The organism is Labilibacter marinus (assembly GCF_001659685.2).
Classification (GTDB): Bacteria; Bacteroidota; Bacteroidia; order Bacteroidales; family Marinilabiliaceae; genus Saccharicrinis; species Saccharicrinis marinus.
The window spans coordinates 78,753-96,857 of sequence record NZ_LXYE02000016.1 but is presented as its reverse complement, the minus strand read 5'-3'; the positions used below and the strand labels follow the sequence as shown (position 1 = coordinate 96,857).

Below are 18,105 nucleotides of genomic sequence, written 5' to 3'. Positions count from 1 at the left end.
ACCGAATAAATTCGACAGCTTTAAATAATATTATGATTTTAAATAATTATCTCACCTGTAGTTCGTGCAATTTACTGTAGGTTCCACCTTTTTTAACTAATTCATCGTGACTACCTTTCTCTACAATTTCACCTTCGCTAAACACACAAATTAAATCGGCATTACGAACGGTTGAAAGTCTATGCGCAATAACAACTGAAGTTCTTGAACTCATTAAGTTTTCCAAAGCTTCCTGAACCAATTTTTCCGACTCTGTATCTAAGGCAGAAGTGGCCTCATCTAAAATAAGAATATCAGGATTCTTAAGAACAGCTCGGGCAATACTGATGCGTTGTCTTTGCCCACCCGAAAGTTTACCTCCTCTATCGCCCACCATAGATTGATAACCATCATCCGTAGCGGAAATAAAATCGTGTGCATTGGCTACTTTAGCAGCTTGCTCCACCTGCTCTATGGTAGCATCCTCAACACCAAAAGCAATATTATTAAAAAAGGTATCATTAAAAAGTATAGCTTCCTGATTTACATTACCCATCAATCCACGCAGGTCATGCACTTTCATATCACGAATATCAGTGCCATCAATAGCAATACTTCCTTCCTGAATATCGTGGAAACGAGGCAATAAATCTACAAAGGTAGTTTTACCCGAACCCGATTGCCCTACCAAAGCCACCATCTTGCCTTTCTCTATTTCAAGTGATACATCTTTTAATACCTTATGCTCATTATAAGCAAAGGATACATTTTTATACTCGATGTGTTTATTAAATGAAGAAACATGTTTAGCACCATCTTGCTCTAGTATTTTATTATCGGCCAATAGTATTTTATCAATACGTTCCATGGCAGCTAATCCTTTTTGAATATTAAAAAAGGCTGTTGAGAAGCTTTTTGCTGGCTGAATAATTTGATAGAAAATACCAATGTAGGCTAAAAATACGGTTCCTTTTAAAGTAGCATCTGGTTCTGAAATTAAAAAAGCGCCAAACCACACCAATACAACCATTACAACCGTTCCTAAAAACTCACTTAAGGGATGCGCCAATACATACCTACGTTGCAACCTATTCATATGCTGCCTATAAGATTCGGTTTCGCCATCAAAACGCGTTCTCATTCTGTTTTCAGCATTAAACGCCTTGATGATTCTTAATCCACCTAAAGACTCCTCTATAATACCCAACAAATCACCCATCTTGCTTTGGGTAAGTCTGGATTTTTGCTTAAGGGATTTTCCTGTTTTACCAATAATCCATCCCGCTATAGGTAACATCACAAAAACAAAAAGAGTAAGCTTTACACTTATGGCAAGCATAAACCCAACAGAAACAATTATCTGAATAGGATTTTTAAACATCATATCGATGGAAGACATAATAGAAACCTCCACCTCAACAACATCGCCCGTTGCACGAGACATCACATCTCCTTTTCGTTCATCGGAATAAAAAGCTAATGGTAGTGCCATTAACTTGGCAAATATTTGTGTTCTTATATCTTTTACAACACCATTTCTGATAGCAATCATTTGGTGCGATCCTAAATAAGCAAACCCAACTTTAAACAGAGTAGCTATCAACATTAAGGCTCCCACAAAGGGCATTACAACCATAACACCGTATTCATATTTCACTACTGTTACGTAATAATATAAGTTGTTTTTTATCGCATCCTGACTAAATTCCCAGGCCATCATCTCAGTAACCTCATTGGCCGACTCAAACAGTATATCTAATACTGGAATCATTAATACCATGGCCACACCTCCAAAGATAGAGCACAGTATATTAAAAGTAATTCCCAATGTTAAATTACGCCTATATGGTGGGATAAAGCGTTTTAATACTTTAATGAATTCTTTCATTCTTGATATTAAATAAAAAAGTCAGCTGCTAAAGTAATCTTAAGCGAGCTGACTTCAAAAAATATTGTTCTGAAACGTTTAAACTCCAGTATAAGATTGCGGAGAGATAGAACGAAGTTCGTCTTTAATCTCCTCAGACACATCTAATGTTGAGATGAATTCGGCAATAGTTTTAGCATTAATTCCTTCATTGGTTCTGGTTAATGCTTTTAGCGCTTCGTAAGGGTTTGGATAAGCCTCACGACGAAGAATAGTTTGAATAGCCTCAGCCACAACTGCCCAGTTACTCTCTAAATCTTTCTCGATAGCATCCTTATTCAATAACATTTTACCCAATCCTTTTTGCAAGGATTTAATAGCAATTACCGTATGAGCTAATGGTACACCAATATTTCTTAATACAGTTGAATCTGTTAAATCGCGTTGTAATCTAGAAACAGGCAATTTAGCCGACAGGTGCTCGTAAATTGAATTTGCAATACCTAAGTTACCCTCTGCGTTTTCAAAATCGATAGGATTAACTTTATGCGGCATAGCACTTGAACCGACTTCTCCTTTTTTAATTTTTTGCTTGAAGTATTCCATCATAATGTAGGTCCAGAAATCTCTGGAAAGATCCAACATAATGGTATTGATGCGTTTCAAGTTATCAAAAATAGCACCCATATTATCGTAATTAGATATTTGAGTAGTATACTGCTCTCTATCTAATTTCAATACATTGTTCACAAAGTTATTTCCAAAGTCAACCCAGTTAATTTCAGGATAGGCTACTTTGTGTGCATTAAAGTTTCCGGTAGCACCACCAAATTTAGCCGAGCAAGGGATTCCTTTTAATAAAGACAATTGTGTTTTTAATCGCTCTACAAACACCATCATCTCTTTACCTAAACGAGTAGGTGAAGCTGGCTGACCATGTGTTTTAGCCAACATAGAAATATCTTTCCAGTCCTCAGCTAAATTACTTAACTGGTCAATTAATTCTTCTAATAATGGGTAGTAATAATCATTAACTGCATCCTTTAAAGAATAAGGGATAGCTGTATTATTGATATCTTGAGAGGTTAACCCAAAGTGGATAAACTCTTTATATTTTTCTAATTTAAGAACGTCAAATTTTTCTTTAATGAAATACTCAACAGCTTTGACATCATGGTTAGTTACACTTTCAATTTCTTTGATACGTTCAGCATCTTCTAATTGAAATTCCTTGTAAATTTTTCTTAGATCCTCATATAAACCTTTATCAAAATCGGCCAATTGAGGTAATGGTTGCTCACATAAAGTGATAAAATATTCTATCTCAACCAAAACACGATATCTAATTAAGGCATATTCCGAAAAATATAGTGCCAATCCATCCACTTTGCTTCTGTACCTTCCGTCAACAGGCGAAATTGCTGTTAATAACTGTATATCCATCATCAATTTTTAAATTTTAAAGTGCAAAATTAACAAAATTTGAATAATCAAATTAAGAATCTATCAAATACATGTAGGTGTTGATTAAAAAAAATGACTATCCTACATAGAATACTTACAGATTAACGCTTGCTGACTTAATTTCTTTAATATTTTTGTAATGACAAAAAGAACCAACCATGACATTTAGAAAAGGATTTTCATTAGGTATAAAGAGTTATTCAAAAGCATTTAAATTTTTAAGAAAGAATCGCTTAACATGGTACTTTCTATTTCCATTATTGCTTAATATTATATTATTTGCTCTGGGTTATTCATCCACAATTGCCCTAAGTACACAATGGTATGTATATGTTACCGATTGGATGAATGTGGACAGTTGGGAGTTTTGGGGGTCAGGATTCTTAAGTTCTGTAATAGAAATTGTGATGTATGTGGTGGTTCGATTGCTCTTTTTTCTGCTCTTCGCCTACATTGGTGGCTATATAGTTCTTATACTGATGTCTCCTGTTTTTGCATTCTTATCAGAAAAAGTAGAAAGCATATTAACAGGAAACGAATATCCATTCAACCTCAAGCAGCTTTTAAAAGATATATGGCGTGGAGTTCGTTTAGCACTCCGAAATTTAGGTATTGAGCTATTTCTTACTGTCATTTTATTTATGCTGAGTTTTATTCCTGTAATTGGTTTCTTTACCAGCATAGCCCTGTTTTTTATTTCTGCATACTTCTATGGTTTTTCGTTTATCGATTACTCCTTAGAACGTAAAAAAATGGACATTAAAGAAAGTATTGCTTTCGTGAAAACCAATAAGGGCTTATCTATTGGGAATGGAACCATTTTTTCACTGGTACTTCTTATTCCATTTGTCGGGGTGTTAATTTCTAGTTTCGTTTCTATCATTAGTGTAACGGCAGCCACCATTTCAACCACCCAAGCTTTTGTTGATAACGAACTGAATCAGTAAATAATTATAAATACTCATCTCTCTTCTCTATAAAATAAGTACTTTTAGTGGTATAAATAAATACATAATAATAATGAACAGACTGACCTACATTATAACTCTTCTTTTAATTACTACAGCGGCATTAGCTCAAAACGATAGTATTGAAATAGATAGTACATTTAATCAAGCTATTGTTTATAAATATAGTATTAATAGAGAAATAGGAAGTACTTCTTGGGTTCATACACAAAATGCGTTTAAGGAGGCCAATAAAATGCAAGCCGACATGGTTTTACTGCATTTAAATACCTATGGAGGTCAGGTTGTTTTTGCCGATTCTATTCGCACCAAGATATTAAATAGCAAAATACCCGTTCATGTATTTATAGATAATAATGCAGCATCTGCAGGAGCATTGATCTCTGTAGCCTGCGATAGTATTTATATGCGCGCGGGAGCCAATATTGGTGCTGCCACGGTGGTGAATCAGTCTGGTGAAAAGATGCCCGACAAATACCAAAGCTATATGCGATCTACAATAAGAGCCACCGCCGAAGCACATGGGAAAGATACCATTGTAAACGGACAAGACACTACCTATATCTGGCGAAGAGACCCTCATATTGCAGAAGCCATGGTAGATGAAAGCATTTACATTGCTGGCATCATCGACACAGGTAAAATATTAACCTTTACTACACTTGAAGCGATAGAACATGGTTTTTGTGAAGGTCAGGCAGAAAATGTGAAAGAGGTAATTGAAAAATTAGGTTATAAGGAATACCAAATAGTGGAGTTTAAACCTTCATTTTACAGCGGAATAAAAGGCTTTTTAACCAATCCTGTTTTTCATGGAATATTGATATTAGTTATAATTGGAGGTTTGTATTTTGAGCTTCAATCACCTGGAATAGGCTTTCCTTTACTTGCCTCAGCCATTGCAGCTATATTATATTTTGCTCCGCTGTATATTGATGGTTTAGCCGCAAACTGGGAAATCATCATCTTTGTTTTAGGAATAGTGCTAATTGCACTGGAGATATTTGTGATACCTGGATTTGGAATTGCTGGCGTATCTGGAATTATATTGGTTTTTACAGGCTTAACCTTAGGTTTGGTAGATAATGTAGTTTTTGATTTTTCAAACGTACCTACTAAAGAATTATTCCTATCTTTAATCATCGTCTCGGCAGGAACATTTTTATCCTTTATAATAGCCATACCGCTCAGCCAAAAATTATTTACCACAGGACCATTGGCAAAAGTAGCATTACAAACTACTCAAGACACTGAATTAGGCTACATTAGTGTTGATGCAGCACCAATGAGTTTTATTGGGGAGATAGGAACAGCAGAAACAACATTACGTCCATCAGGAAAGGTGGTTTTAAAGGATGAAATATACGATGCCGTAGCAGAAATAGGAATGATAGACAAAGGTGATCAAGTCAAGGTAATTAGATATGCTTCTGGCCAGTTATATGTGGTAAAACATGGATAAAAACCATCAGCTAAAATAAAGTTTAAATGTGTTGATAAAAATCATCTAAAAATCACAACTTTTTAATGACATTTCAAGTATTAATTAATATAAAACATGTAATTTGAGATTGTAAAATTAAAGCATCAATAAAGCATAGGAGGACTTTGTTATGAAATCGAAAAAAGTTGAAACGGGGAAACCAAATGTTTCTTCATACGAAGGGTTTGAAGAAATGAAAGGAAATCGTCCAAATCCAATGTCAAGAAAGAAACCAAAAGTAATTCAAGACGATTTGGCTGATGATTTTGGAGAAGTATTAGGAGATGGTTTTCATGGAATGGATGATGATTACTATTTTGACGAAGAGGATTTATATTAATCGTAAACGTTAGTATTGTGAAAAATTTGTTAAACTAAAAATGCCAGCTGAGTAATCAACTGGCATTTAATATTTATAAGCGTTTTTTTTTACTTTCTACTTGATTAAAAAATCCATCATTTTCTGGTTCTCTAAGAATACCTCAAATCGCTCTCCAATATTTACTCGTCCTACACCAGCAGGCGTTCCAGTATATATTAAATCGCCAATTTTTAAAGTAAAAAACTTAGATACATAAGCGATAATTTCATCCACTTTAAATAACATATCACCTGTATACCCTATCTGACGCTCTTCGCCATTAACCAACAACTTAAAGTTTAGGTTTTGAATATCCTTAAAGCTTTGTTTTGAGATAAAGCTTTTAGAGATACCAGCAGAATGGTCAAAAGCTTTGGCTCGCTCCCACGGTAAACCTTTTGCCTTAAGTTTGCTTTGTAAATCGCGTGCCGTAAAATCCATCCCCATTCCTACTTCTTCGTAATAACGAGGAGCAAACTGCTTAGAAATATTTTTACCCAAGCGATTAATCTTCACCACCAACTCAGTTTCGTAATGAAACTCCTCTGCAAAATCGGGCACAAAAAACGGGTCGTTATTGCGCAGAAGTGCCGTATCTGGTTTTAAGAATATAACAGGTTCGCTAGGTACTTGATTACCTAACTCCTTAGCATGGTCTGCATAATTACGTCCAATACAAATAATCTTCATTACTTATTAAAGCTTCTTAACTTGATGTTTGTAAATACCTTTTTTGTATATAATGGAAAATCGCCTTGCATAATCCATCCATAATATCCAGGATCAGAATTTAAAATATCCTTTACTTTTTTTCCTTTATGCTTACCAAAGTTAATACACTCATCCCCATCAGCATCATATACTAACCTACCCGCAAAATCGGCATGTTTGTTATATGAGGAGAACTCTGCTAAATAATCAATATCATTTTTTAAATCCTCATATCTATCCAACTGTCCCATTAATACCTCATAGGTAGCACGAGTATCGGCTTCTGCACTATGTGCATCCGTTAAATCTTTATCACAGTAAAATTTATAGGCAGCCTCTAAGGTTCTTTTCTCCTTTTTATGAAAGATGGTTTGTACATCAACAAACTTTCGCTTTTTCATATCAATATCTACACCCACTCTTAAAAATTCCTCTGCCAATAAAGGAATATCAAATTTGTTGGAGTTATAACCTGCTAAATCGCACCCTTCAATAAACTTAGCGACTTTTTTGGCTATTTCTTTAAAAGTAGGACAGTCCTTTACATCTTCATCATAAAACCCATGTATCTCGGATGTTTTTTTAGGAATATGCATTTCTGGATTAACCACTGCCTTATAGGTCTCTTCCGATCCATCCAAATTAATTTTTATAGCACCAATTTCAACTATTCTATCGGCAGAAACATTAATTCCTGTGGTTTCTAAATCAAAAAATACTATAGGGTTCTTTAAATTAAGCTTCATTATAAATACGTGTAAAATTGAATTTCAACCGCAGTACCTTATTAATTTATCTGCTTTAGATTGAAAACGATATCTTTTAATCAGCACAAAAATAAATTAAATGTAGATGTTTGCAACCTTATATACCAATATTACCTTCGAATGAGCTTTATAATTTGATTCTTTAGCATTTCCTCATCGTTAAAAAGCTTTAGCGTAGCTATAGCTATGCATCAGCTTTTGGCCTTGATTAAATACTATCCCTCTAAAAAATCATAAGCTAACTCAAAAGAAAAATGGTATTAGTCTTCTTCTTTTATAGGAGAAGGGATTATAAATGTTCGACGATAAGGTGTGTTTCCAAACCATAATTCAGGAATAGAAATATAGGTAGAGAATAGCATGGTTTCTTCTTGATAGAACTTTACTTCATAATTACCAGGCTCAACAACTAACACAAACTTCGAAGAATCCAACGATGTGGTATACTCACCCATCAACGAACCAGAAACAGAATCTGATAATTCTGCCCTCAAACGAAAGGGAGGTATTATTTTACCGCTATCTGTTTGTAAACGTGTATCGCACTTAAGTATTATATCAGAGGGAGCTTCTTCATTATAAATTACTTTGTAAATATCACGCTCCCCATAACCTTCTGGTCTAATAGCTGCTACATACGCATATCTACTACTCTTATTATGTGCAATGGTATAATTATCATATACATCATTAATAGGATAGCCTAGGTTTACTGGGTTGCCCCACTCTTGCTTTTCTGCATTCCAATCGGAATAAAATAAATCAAAGCCTCCCATAGAAGCACTATTATTAGATGAAAAATAGAGCCTGTTCCCATCAGAAGAAAGAACTGGAAAATTCTCCTCAGCCTCAGAATTTACACCTCCTACTATTGATCTGGCTTCTCCATACTCACCATTAGGAAGTCTTAACATATAAAATATGTCAGTATCTCCTCTTTCCGTTTCTCCAACAAACAATAAAGTATCCTGAGAGGACGATTGCCAAACACCAAAAGTTCCTTTCTTTTTATTCCATCCTTTATCAAAAGGCTCTAATCGCGAGAATTTATAATTGCCCGAATAATCTGAAAATCCAATTTGTTCTACCCAATCTCTGTTGTGATAAACAAATAATCGAGAGCCATCTTGGGTAAGACCAGATACTATCTCATCATACCCTGAATTAATAGTACTACCAATTGTTTTAGGTTTTAACCACTTCAAATTCTCGTTATGCGATACGTTAATATTATAATAGTAAATGGCTATATGCGAGTGATATCTTTTATTATTTGAGTAAACCAACAATTTATCATCTCCCGAAATCATAGGGTTTAATTCATTTTTTGAGGTATTTATTTTTTTACCTAGGTTAACGAAGGATACATCTACAGGTTTAGCTTCATAAGCTTGGGCATTAATAATCCAATTAATATATTTATTAGCCTCATCAATCTCTTCACTTTCCTCACCAGCATTTTTTTTCACCTTATCTAAAAGTTCTAAGGCATAATTATAATCGTGTGAATAAAACAACACCTTACCATAGTTTAGCATGTTTATAGCCGTGGAATCTCGTTGCAACAACTGGCTTGCATATGGAAAAGCTTTAGATTTATCTAAGTTAGAACTCAAATAGCTGTTTACTATTTTGTGTAGGATTTTGATATCTCCTGGTTTCTTTTTGAGCTCTCGCTTAAACTCACGAATAGCTCTATCGTACGTTTTTATTTTATAATAGAAATCGCCATTCTTTTTTTTGCTTTGCGCATTCAACGAATGAACACTACAAATAAGAGTTAAACAGATTACAATAACATATCTAAGCATGAATATAAACATTTGGCATCTAAAATATAACACTTTAAACAAACTAGAAAGTTTTTAGTCAAGTACTGAGTTTAAACTTTTTCGTTCAAAAGATAAAGTCTGTATGTCTTACAAGCTAACATCTATTATCAGCATCCTTAATTGATAGATTAAACTTTGGTTATTCTTTTACTATAATTTCAACTATTTAAAAAATATATTCAAAAAAAGTTAATATTTTTTTGGTACATTTTTAACATCTTTTAATAAGTGTTTTTATAGCTGAATTTAAAATAGTTATACTATACAATAGAATCATTTTACAATTGAAAAAACGATGTTAAATAATGCAACACGATTATTCTTTTTGTAACCTATACTTAGGCAAGGCGTATCACCTCTCGAAACAAAAATTACACGCATTTTAAATTTAACTATTAAAAATTATGAAGAAGATTTTATTAATCTTAGTAGTAGCTTTAGCTACAGTTGCAACATCTTTTGCTCAGAGTACTGATTACAAACCATTCAAAGTAGACGTTGGTGCTCTTTATGCTATCCCTGGTGGAGAAGCTGTAAGCGCTGGTGCTGGTTTTTATTTAGAACCTAAGTACAATGTAACAAACAATATTGCAGTGGGTTTAAAAATGGAATGGGCTATCATGGGAGCTTCAAGTGATTATGATAACGTTAGTATTTCAGCAGTTGGTAGCTATCAGTTAACTGGAGATTATTATTTTAGTGAAAACAAAGTTCGTCCTTTCGCTGGACTAGGAATCGGTATTTACTCTTTAGGTTCTGTAGAAACTGATGTTGTATCGGCGGCAGCAGGAGAAGATCCATTTGCTTATGATTTTGGTTCTAAATTTGGTTTTGCTCCACGTGTAGGTCTTTTAATGGGACACTTTAGAGCTGCCTTAGAGTACAATGTCATTACAGGAATAGACACTGGTATTTCAGAACTTGATAACAAAAACTATTTATCTATTAAATTAGGATTTGAAATTGGTGGTGGTAAAAACTAACCACTAAGATTATACAAAAACAAAGAGCGGGCATTCGAATTAACGAGTGCCCGCTCTGCATTTATACAATCCTATAAAGACAATAGAACAATATCAAATTCTGATTCAATAACTACTTTATTGTTTTTTACTTCAACAGTTTGCCCCGAGTAGGCATCTGTTAACACAGTTCCATTTTCAAATACGCCTGCTACTGAGATCTCTCTCTTGCCTTTAGGTAAATCTAAACCAACCACTACTTTGTTGATATAATCACCTTTGGTCCATTCTCTTTTAAACACATATGGCTGAGCTGTAATTTGTGCATGTACACCAGCTCCTACAGAAGGATTCTTAGCTCTAAACTGACCTAACTTTTTATAGTGCAACAATAAATCATCTGCACCAATGCCATTAACTACATCATTCGTTCTAATACTCTCCCAGTTCATAAATGAACGTAAGGTAGCGTCTCCAACGGTTCCTTCAACGACTAGGTTTCGGTTGGTTTCGTCTCCATAATAAATTTGAGAGGCACCAGGACAAAGCAATAATACATTAGCTGCTCTAATTGCTTTTTCTCTATTTTGGTCGTATGGCTGACCATCATCGTGCGAGGTTAAGTAGTTTAATACAGACTTACCTTTTAATTCATTATTTAATAAATTAGAATACTTAGTAAATATTGAATCGTAGGACTTATCGGCATCATACTTTAACTCAAAATTAATTAACGCATCCATGCCGTGGCTATAATAATCTACCTGAACTCCTCCATTATCAAACATTCTTCCTGTTGAAATACCATAATTGTACACCTCTCCCACCGAGTAAAACTCATTATCATCTAATACTTTATCAGGATTAGCAGTTTTCCATTCGGCAAATGCTTTAACGGCCTCTTTATATAGGTCGCCCCAAATAGATTCTTCAGTATGTTTAGCGGTATCAATTCTATAACCATCAATACCGTACTTACGCACAAAATCGGTTAACCATTTCATGATATAATAACGCGGAGCACGTGGGTAGCCAGATTGTGCAAAAAAAGCATTCAGCTCTTCCATCTCTTGCTCTAAACGCCCTTCCTTGGTCCACTTTTCAATCAACACTTGTGGTAAGTCTACCTCTTTATCGCTTTCTGTTTTTACATCTGGTAGGTTTTCTACCAGCGTACAAGTAACTGTAGATTCATAATTATCGTAAGTACATTGTGGCGTAGTACGTACCCAATCAGCATCATAAACAGGGTCTTTTTCTGTTACAGGACCTGTATGATTAATCACCACATCCATTACCACTCTAATGCCTTTGCTATGGGCTGCTTCCACTAGGTTAGCAAACTCTTCTTCCGTTCCCCAATTGGGTTCAATACTGGTCCAGTCGCAAGCCCAGTAACCATGGTAACCATAAGTACTCCCGGTTCCTTCATCCACGCTTCCATGAATTTGTTCTGCAATGGGTGAAAACCATAATGCATTTACACCTAAATCGGTAAAATAGCCTTCCTCAATTTTTTCTATAATTCCTTTAAAGTCGCCACCCATAAAACCTCTTAACAAACCTGTTTCTTTGGTTCTTTCAAAGTTGATGTCATTATTCACATCTCCATTATTAAAGCGGTCGGTAAGAAGAAAATAAACATTCGCATTTTCCCAAGCAAAAGGAGCTTCGGGAATTACCTGAGACTTCTCCGTTTTTTTAGGAGCACAACTAGCAGCTAATATTAAAACAATTGCAATCAGTAGATTTCTTGTCATCATTTTGATATATTTTTTTTGATTTTATGAACCAAAGTTAATAATATACCAACGCTCTCAAAAGCCCTACACCACTGCCCTACACTAACTTATAAGCACTCCTCCTGTTTGCAACCGTTTGCGGTTAAAGCCATTTTTTTTGAAAAAAAATTATTTCTCTAACAAAAACAGGTCATTCTGATTGACTTATTTTACTTGAATAGTATTTATTCTAAACAAGAGTTAAGTATCTTAATTATCAGATTGAGGGTTTCAATAACGTTTTCTTCACTCATCTCAAATACTATATCAGGCGTCTTCTTATAAACAGAAAGAAATCAAAACCGTATTTACTTCACTATAATTCTGAATAAAAATTTGCTATTACGACAAGAGTCGTATATATTTGTACGACAAGAGTCGTAATAAAAAAAAGAAGTAGGATGGAAAAGATAGCACCAACAGCTGCTGAGCTCGATATACTTAATATTTTATGGAAAAAGGAACCTTTGACTGTAAAAGAGATACATGAGCATATTTGTAAAACAAAGGACGTAGGATATACTACTACTTTGAAAATAATGCAGAAGATGAACACCAAAGGTCTTTTAAGAAGAGAGCCTAATGGTAAGAGTCATCTATACTTTAGTAATTACGCTAAAGAGGAAACACGAGGTAGGTTGTTAGATAGATTTATTGATTCAGCCTTTGCCGGCTCGGCTAGCTCGCTAGTTATGCAGCTATTAGGTAATAAAACAACTTCGAAAGAAGAGCTGAATGAGATAAAACAGATTATCGAACAAATGGAGAATAAACAACCATAACTAACCACGAGTATTAACTATAACTCCTTCATCATGAATTCTATTCAGAGTATTTTTTCTCCAGCTATTACAGAAGCGCTAGGCTGGACCATTATACATGCCATTTGGCAAGGATTTGTTGTATTAATTGGCCTACTTATGTTATTAGCTATTTTAAACAAATACAGCGCTCAAGTGCGGTATTTTATATCTTTTACTGCCTTAGTAATATTACTTGGCTGGTCCGTTTCTACATTTGTAAGTGCATACAACTACGCCATCGATAAACAAGCACTTAGGACAGAACTTTTAAATAATCCTAACTATTTTAAAGCGGCAAAACAAGATATATCTGGCCAAGAAACAACCGCAATTAGCAGCAGTTACAACATCCGATTTATAAAAGTGCGGGCTTGGTTTCAACGTAGCTTCCCTTTATTTCTATCTATTTGGTTAATTGGCATTGGGCTCTTTACAGTAAGACTCTTAGGAGGACTAGCCTATAACAGACGCCTTAGAACCCTGCAACTTTTACCTTTTGAAGAAAAATGGATGACCAAATTAAAGGAGTATGCACATACTCTAAATATCAAAAAAAACGTAAATGCTTATCAATCTCCCCACACTTCAACACCGCTTACATTAGGCTTTGTAAAACCGATTATTTTATTTCCTGTTAAAGCTTTTACAGGCTTAAGCGATAAAGAAATTGAAGCCATCATAGCTCACGAGCTAGCGCATATAGTACGTAACGATTACTTATTTAATATTATACAGTCGGTTATCGAGATTTTATTCTTTTACCATCCTGCAGTTTGGAGTATTTCAAACCATATACGAACCGAACGCGAACATGCATGTGATGATATTGCTATAAATGTTACTGGCGACCAAATAAACTATGCCAAAGCATTAACGCATGCCCACATTTTTAGTTATCAACAAGAAAACCTTTCAATGGCTTTCTCAAAGAAAAAGGGAAGCCTGTTAGAAAGAATTAAACGAATTCAAAAAGAAAGAGCCATGAAAACAAATACATCCGAAGGGCTAATTGCAGCCTGCATTATCATTAGTAGTATCTTCCTTGTATCATTTTCTGTAGGAAGTCAATTCAGCAACAACTTAATCCCTAATAAAGAAAGCAAAACAAGTGTTGAGACTCCTGCTTTTCCAAGTCCGCCTGCAGCAAGTATTTCTCCTGAAAAGCCAGTTGCACCAGCTGTAGTAAAGGCAAAAAAGGACAGTATGCTTATTGAGGTAGAGAAAAATATTGAAATAGCTAAAGAAAACGACGAGCTTTCTGAAGAAATTGAGCAAGCCATCGAAATTGCTTTATCAGAGAAGGATCTACAGCTTTCTGCCGAAATTATTTCGGAAGTGAATGCTGCATTAAAGGATATCAATTTTGATGTGATTGTTGACGAAGCTTTAAATGAGGCTCGCATTGATATTGATTTAGCCTTAGAAGAAATCAATCATGATTCTATTCAAAAAGAGGTTCGTCAGGAATTGAAAGAAGCTAGAAAAGAAATTCGTGAAGCGATGAAAGAAAGCAAGCACGAATTAAAAGATTTAGAAGAGGTAGGTGAAATTACGGAGCTATCTTTGGAAGCTGCTGAAGCGGGTTTAGAGATTGCTGCTGATGTGCTTAAAAATTTAGATATAGAAGCGATTGTAGAAACTTCGATGGAAGCAGCTAATATCGCCATAGAAATTGCCCACGAGCAAATAGAAAATATGAATATCGATTCCCTTGTATCAGCAGAACTGGAAGCCGCAGAATTAGAAATTGACAAGGATGAAATAAAAAGAGATAGAAAAGAAATGGAGCGCGAGAAAAAACAGATGCTTCGTGAGCAAGAAGAACTCAAAAAAGAAATGGAACAGCTGAAAAAGGAAATGGAAAAAATGAAGAAAGAACTCAAAAAAGAATTAAAAGAGATAGAACAAGATTAAAAGCTTAAAAAATACACAATTATTAAAAACGCCAATAGATTATTACTTGCAAAAATCTATTGGCGTTTTTTGGTAAAAAGTTATAATAAGTATGAATAAGGTATCTACGCAATATTTTTCTACTTTTGGCTTCGCATAATTTACGTGACAAAATAATGAAGCCAACAAACAGTTTTGCAGCAAGAGTAGAAAATATTTTCACCTATATTAATAGTGTAAATCCTTATTTTTTAACGGTACTGATAATTTCAGCGCATTACCTTGGATTTACCCTAACCAGTAACGAAGAAATATATTTTCCTCTGGCCAAACATTTTGCAGATCCTTCTTGGCTTTCACATTCATTTGTTGTTAAGGAGTGGCCAGGAACTAGAGTGTTATACCAGTACATTGCTGGCTTTATGCTAAAATATATGTCCTTTGAAAATGTAGCATTTTACGGACGATTAATCATCTTTTTGATATCTGCTTATCCTCTTACCAAACTATTTAAGCTGTTTAAATTTTCAAACATTAGTTTTCTTATTTTATTAGAGATTTTCCTCATTAGTCAATCATGGATAGGTGGAGAATATATATTCGAGAATTTTGAACCAAAATCTTTTGCTTACATTTTTGTTCTTTTTTCCTTGCATTTATTAGTTAAAGGCAAATATTGGCAAAGCATTGCATTAGCTAGTTTAGCAAGCTATTTTCATATATTAGTAGGTGGATGGTATACCGCATTTGCATTAACTTATATTCTAGCTTACGAAAAGAAGTTTATACTTCCTATTAAACTAGGCATAATGTACGTGGTAATCGTATCTCCGTTTGTTTATTACCTATCGCAACATATTTTTGAAAGTGGCAGTTTAATCAATGGAGTAAATATTGATTGGGTTTATACGTTTTATAGAAATCCTCATCATACAGCTCCCCTTTCTCGTCCTGATGCTTTAAAAGTAGTATGGCCTTCCATTATTCAAATGATTGTAATGATGATTTTTATTATCTCAGTCATGAGAAAAAATAAAGGGCTATATACAAATAAACTATACATAATGAACTTAGTGTTATTTACCATGATTTGGATAGCTCTATTCACATCCGTAATCAACACATCTGGTTCTTTTCTAAAATATTATTTATTCCGAATAAATACTGTTGGAGCTTTAATGTTCTACATTTATTTATTTTGGTGGATAAAAAGATATCACCCTAAATTTGCGCGTAAAGCAACATACTTTGCATTTTTCTTACTATTTATCCCTTCACTAATCGGAAGAACTACAGGTAATATAAAAAGAGGATTCTTAAGAGAACCCAATCCTAATTACATCGAGTTAGTTGATTATATAAAAAAGAATACCAAACAATCAGATATCCTTATTGAGCATTGTAAGATGCCTTTAAGTCTTTTAAGAAGAACAGAGCGAGAAACATTTGTTAATTTTAAAATGGTGCCTGGTGGTGGCGAAAAAATATACGAATGGTATATTCGCATGGAGTTATTAAATGAATTTAGAGAAAATGTAAATACTCTAATCGATATAAAATCTGAGTATCCTATTCATTATTTAATTAGTAAAGAAAAACTAAACCAAGATTACTTAACATTAAAGCATTCCAACCCAGAGTATTTTCTGTATAAGATAAATTAATAATCAAATATTTATATGAATACCTTAGCAATTGTTGTCCCTTGCTATAACGAGCAAGAGGTACTTCCTGAAACTACCAAAAGACTATCTGATTTACTAGATAGAATGATTAAAGCCAACAAGGTTGGTAGCGATAGCTATATTTTATATATCAATGATGGAAGTAAGGATAACACTTGGCCTATGATTGAGGAGTTGCACCAAAGCAACACTTACGTTAAGGGTTTAAAACTTTCGCGTAATGTAGGGCACCAATTTGCACTATTAGCTGGCCTTAAGCATGTAACAGACAATTGTGATGCAGCTGTTTCGATTGATGCGGACTTACAAGATGATATTGAAGTGATACAACAAATGGTTGATCGCTATGATAATGGAGACGAGATCGTATATGGTGCTCGTAGCTCAAGAGATGTTGATACCTTCTTTACTAAGCACGCTTCATATGGCTTTTATAATTTTATGCGCTCACTAGGAGTGGACTCTGTATATAACCATGCAGATTTTCGATTAATGAGCAACAAAGTATTAAACCATTTTCAAGAATATAAAGAAAGTAACTTATACATCAGAGGAATTATTCCCCAAATTGGTTACAACTCATCCATTGTAGAATACCCTCGTGCAGAACGCTTTGCTGGAGAATCTAAATATCCGATTAGTAAACTTATCTCTTTGGCCATAAACGGGATAACTTCATTCAGTATTAAACCTTTACGCATTGTATTTTGGTTAGGAATAATAACATTAATATTATCCATATTAGCCATGTTTTATGCACTAGGCTCATATTTTTATGGGGTGCGCGTTGCAGGTTGGACATCAGTAATCATCTCTGTATGGTTCTTGGGTTCTGTTATTCTGTTAGCACTTGGAGTTATCGGCGAATATATTGGTAAGATTTATACCGAAAGTAAAGACAGGCCAAAGTATTTTGTTGAGAAAACCTTATTTGATTCCTTAAAATCTTCTGAAGACAAGAACAAGCAATAATAGCCAGCCTATTATTAAAAATAAACCACCTAATGGGGTTATCGGACCAAGAAAACGGAGCTGATAACCCCATTGGTTATTTAAGGCTAACAAGTATATGCTAAACGAAAATAATATGGTTCCTACAATAAATGACCATGCCATATAATTTTCGAGCTTTGTTTCAAAAGCAAAGAAAAAACCTATTAGCAATAATAGTATACCATGGTACATTTGATACCTTACGCCTGTTTCAAAACTTTGCAATGCTGTTTCGGGTAAAACTTTTTTTAAGGCATGCGCTCCAAAGGCTCCAAATATAACAGATAGCAATCCATACGAAGCACCAAACAATAATACTAACTTCTTCATTTTAATTACTTCTGGCTTTCCTTATGCGCGTTAATAATAAAACTTGCCTTTTCAATATTTTCCTCATCTACAAATAAGTCAACATTACCTGGAAGTCCTGAACCAAAACCAGCATGTGAAGCTTCTTCGAATTCATTTTTAATCATACAAGTAATATTTTCCTTTTCTAACATATCTCTATACATCTCTATTTCTACCAGATGTCCGTAAATTATCCTTTTCATAA

The 18,105-nt window shown here is 34.3% G+C and carries 16 protein-coding genes; 8 read left to right on the top strand and 8 right to left on the bottom strand.

Annotation, left to right across the window (positions count from 1 at the left end):
* Positions 1-46: 46 nt before the first annotated feature.
* Together A8L32_RS07175 and purB are read right to left on the bottom strand one after the other, a co-directional pair.
* Entirely contained in the window at positions 47-1,867 is a 1,821-nt protein-coding gene (locus tag A8L32_RS07175) for an ABC transporter ATP-binding protein (RefSeq protein WP_066629562.1), read from the bottom strand.
* Between the two features lie 78 nt (positions 1,868-1,945).
* Positions 1,946-3,292, bottom strand: coding sequence for an adenylosuccinate lyase (gene purB, locus A8L32_RS07170; protein WP_066629559.1), 1,347 nt, complete (start codon positions 3,290-3,292; stop codon positions 1,946-1,948).
* A 176-nt stretch (positions 3,293-3,468) separates the two neighbouring features.
* Between purB and A8L32_RS07165 the strand changes: the two genes are divergently transcribed.
* From A8L32_RS07165 to A8L32_RS07155, 3 genes are all read left to right on the top strand, one after another.
* Positions 3,469-4,257, top strand: coding sequence for an EI24 domain-containing protein (locus A8L32_RS07165; protein WP_066629556.1), 789 nt, complete (start codon positions 3,469-3,471; stop codon positions 4,255-4,257).
* Between the two features lie 73 nt (positions 4,258-4,330).
* Complete coding sequence (locus A8L32_RS07160; RefSeq protein ID WP_066629554.1) at positions 4,331-5,740, top strand: NfeD family protein; 1,410 nt, start codon at positions 4,331-4,333, stop codon at positions 5,738-5,740.
* A 151-nt stretch (positions 5,741-5,891) separates the two neighbouring features.
* Positions 5,892-6,101 (top strand): hypothetical protein, encoded by a 210-nt coding sequence (locus A8L32_RS07155; RefSeq protein ID WP_066629552.1) that lies wholly within the window; start codon positions 5,892-5,894, stop codon positions 6,099-6,101.
* A 96-nt stretch (positions 6,102-6,197) separates the two neighbouring features.
* Here the strand turns inward: A8L32_RS07155 and A8L32_RS07150 are convergent, their stop codons facing one another.
* The 3 genes from A8L32_RS07150 to A8L32_RS07140 all read right to left on the bottom strand — a co-directional run bounded on the left by A8L32_RS07150 (position 6,198) and on the right by A8L32_RS07140 (position 9,411).
* Complete coding sequence (locus tag A8L32_RS07150; protein WP_066629543.1) at positions 6,198-6,812, bottom strand: fumarylacetoacetate hydrolase family protein; 615 nt, start codon at positions 6,810-6,812, stop codon at positions 6,198-6,200.
* A complete protein-coding gene (locus tag A8L32_RS07145) occupies positions 6,812-7,579 on the bottom strand; it encodes a 3'-5' exonuclease (protein ID WP_066629536.1) in 768 nt (255 codons plus the stop codon). Before A8L32_RS07145 ends, A8L32_RS07150 begins: the two co-directional genes overlap by 1 nt.
* A 281-nt stretch (positions 7,580-7,860) precedes the next feature.
* On the bottom strand, positions 7,861-9,411 hold the full coding sequence (locus A8L32_RS07140) for a PD40 domain-containing protein (protein ID WP_075590237.1): 1,551 nt from the start codon (positions 9,409-9,411) through the stop codon (positions 7,861-7,863).
* Between the two features lie 425 nt (positions 9,412-9,836).
* Here A8L32_RS07140 and A8L32_RS07135 point away from each other — a divergent pair, with 425 nt between their 5' ends.
* A complete protein-coding gene (locus A8L32_RS07135; RefSeq protein ID WP_066629531.1) occupies positions 9,837-10,415 on the top strand; it encodes an outer membrane beta-barrel protein in 579 nt (192 codons plus the stop codon).
* A gap of 71 nt (positions 10,416-10,486) precedes the next feature.
* Here the strand turns inward: A8L32_RS07135 and A8L32_RS07130 are convergent, their stop codons facing one another.
* Positions 10,487-12,157 carry an alpha-amylase family glycosyl hydrolase gene (locus A8L32_RS07130; protein WP_198931738.1) on the bottom strand — a complete coding sequence of 557 codons (1,671 nt, stop codon included), beginning with the start codon at positions 12,155-12,157 and terminating at the stop codon, positions 10,487-10,489.
* Positions 12,158-12,576: 419 nt separating this feature from the next.
* On the opposite strand from A8L32_RS07130, the gene A8L32_RS07125 reads away from it, so the two are divergent.
* From A8L32_RS07125 to A8L32_RS07110, 4 genes are all read left to right on the top strand, one after another.
* On the top strand, positions 12,577-12,957 hold the full coding sequence (locus tag A8L32_RS07125) for a BlaI/MecI/CopY family transcriptional regulator (RefSeq protein WP_066629527.1): 381 nt from the start codon (positions 12,577-12,579) through the stop codon (positions 12,955-12,957).
* A 33-nt stretch (positions 12,958-12,990) separates the two neighbouring features.
* Positions 12,991-14,892: a M56 family metallopeptidase gene (locus A8L32_RS07120; protein WP_066629525.1), complete on the top strand. Its 1,902-nt coding sequence runs from the start codon at positions 12,991-12,993 to the stop codon at positions 14,890-14,892.
* Between the two features lie 155 nt (positions 14,893-15,047).
* The gene (locus A8L32_RS07115) at positions 15,048-16,535 is read left to right on the top strand and encodes a hypothetical protein (RefSeq protein WP_066629522.1); all 1,488 of its coding nucleotides are present in this window, start codon (positions 15,048-15,050) and stop codon (positions 16,533-16,535) included.
* A 15-nt stretch (positions 16,536-16,550) separates the two neighbouring features.
* Positions 16,551-17,528: a glycosyltransferase family 2 protein gene (locus A8L32_RS07110; RefSeq protein ID WP_066629519.1), complete on the top strand. Its 978-nt coding sequence runs from the start codon at positions 16,551-16,553 to the stop codon at positions 17,526-17,528.
* Here the strand turns inward: A8L32_RS07110 and A8L32_RS07105 are convergent.
* Entirely contained in the window at positions 17,496-17,879 is a 384-nt protein-coding gene (locus A8L32_RS07105; protein ID WP_066629515.1) for a DUF423 domain-containing protein, read from the bottom strand. The genes A8L32_RS07110 and A8L32_RS07105 overlap by 33 nt on opposite strands.
* Positions 17,880-17,884: 5 nt before the next feature.
* Positions 17,885-18,103 (bottom strand): putative signal transducing protein, encoded by a 219-nt coding sequence (locus A8L32_RS07100; protein WP_071797455.1) that lies wholly within the window; start codon positions 18,101-18,103, stop codon positions 17,885-17,887.
* Positions 18,104-18,105: the final 2 nt, after the last annotated feature.

Excerpts from the sequence above, each read along its gene's own strand:
- A8L32_RS07175 (WP_066629562.1), bottom strand. The coding sequence starts at position 1,867 with ATGAAAGAATTCATTAAAGTATTAAAACGCTTTATCCCACCATATAGG.
- purB (WP_066629559.1), bottom strand. The coding sequence starts at position 3,292 with ATGATGGATATACAGTTATTAACAGCAATTTCGCCTGTTGACGGAAGG.
- A8L32_RS07165 (WP_066629556.1), top strand. The coding sequence starts at position 3,469 with ATGACATTTAGAAAAGGATTTTCATTAGGTATAAAGAGTTATTCAAAA.
- A8L32_RS07160 (WP_066629554.1), top strand. The coding sequence starts at position 4,331 with ATGAACAGACTGACCTACATTATAACTCTTCTTTTAATTACTACAGCG.
- A8L32_RS07155 (WP_066629552.1), top strand. The coding sequence starts at position 5,892 with ATGAAATCGAAAAAAGTTGAAACGGGGAAACCAAATGTTTCTTCATAC.
- A8L32_RS07150 (WP_066629543.1), bottom strand. The coding sequence starts at position 6,812 with ATGAAGATTATTTGTATTGGACGTAATTATGCAGACCATGCTAAGGAG.
- A8L32_RS07145 (WP_066629536.1), bottom strand. The coding sequence starts at position 7,579 with ATGAAGCTTAATTTAAAGAACCCTATAGTATTTTTTGATTTAGAAACC.
- A8L32_RS07140 (WP_075590237.1), bottom strand. The coding sequence starts at position 9,411 with ATGCTTAGATATGTTATTGTAATCTGTTTAACTCTTATTTGTAGTGTT.
- A8L32_RS07135 (WP_066629531.1), top strand. The coding sequence starts at position 9,837 with ATGAAGAAGATTTTATTAATCTTAGTAGTAGCTTTAGCTACAGTTGCA.
- A8L32_RS07130 (WP_198931738.1), bottom strand. The coding sequence starts at position 12,157 with ATGATGACAAGAAATCTACTGATTGCAATTGTTTTAATATTAGCTGCT.
- A8L32_RS07125 (WP_066629527.1), top strand. The coding sequence starts at position 12,577 with ATGGAAAAGATAGCACCAACAGCTGCTGAGCTCGATATACTTAATATT.
- A8L32_RS07120 (WP_066629525.1), top strand. The coding sequence starts at position 12,991 with ATGAATTCTATTCAGAGTATTTTTTCTCCAGCTATTACAGAAGCGCTA.
- A8L32_RS07115 (WP_066629522.1), top strand. The coding sequence starts at position 15,048 with ATGAAGCCAACAAACAGTTTTGCAGCAAGAGTAGAAAATATTTTCACC.
- A8L32_RS07110 (WP_066629519.1), top strand. The coding sequence starts at position 16,551 with ATGAATACCTTAGCAATTGTTGTCCCTTGCTATAACGAGCAAGAGGTA.
- A8L32_RS07105 (WP_066629515.1), bottom strand. The coding sequence starts at position 17,879 with ATGAAGAAGTTAGTATTATTGTTTGGTGCTTCGTATGGATTGCTATCT.
- A8L32_RS07100 (WP_071797455.1), bottom strand. The coding sequence starts at position 18,103 with ATGAAAAGGATAATTTACGGACATCTGGTAGAAATAGAGATGTATAGA.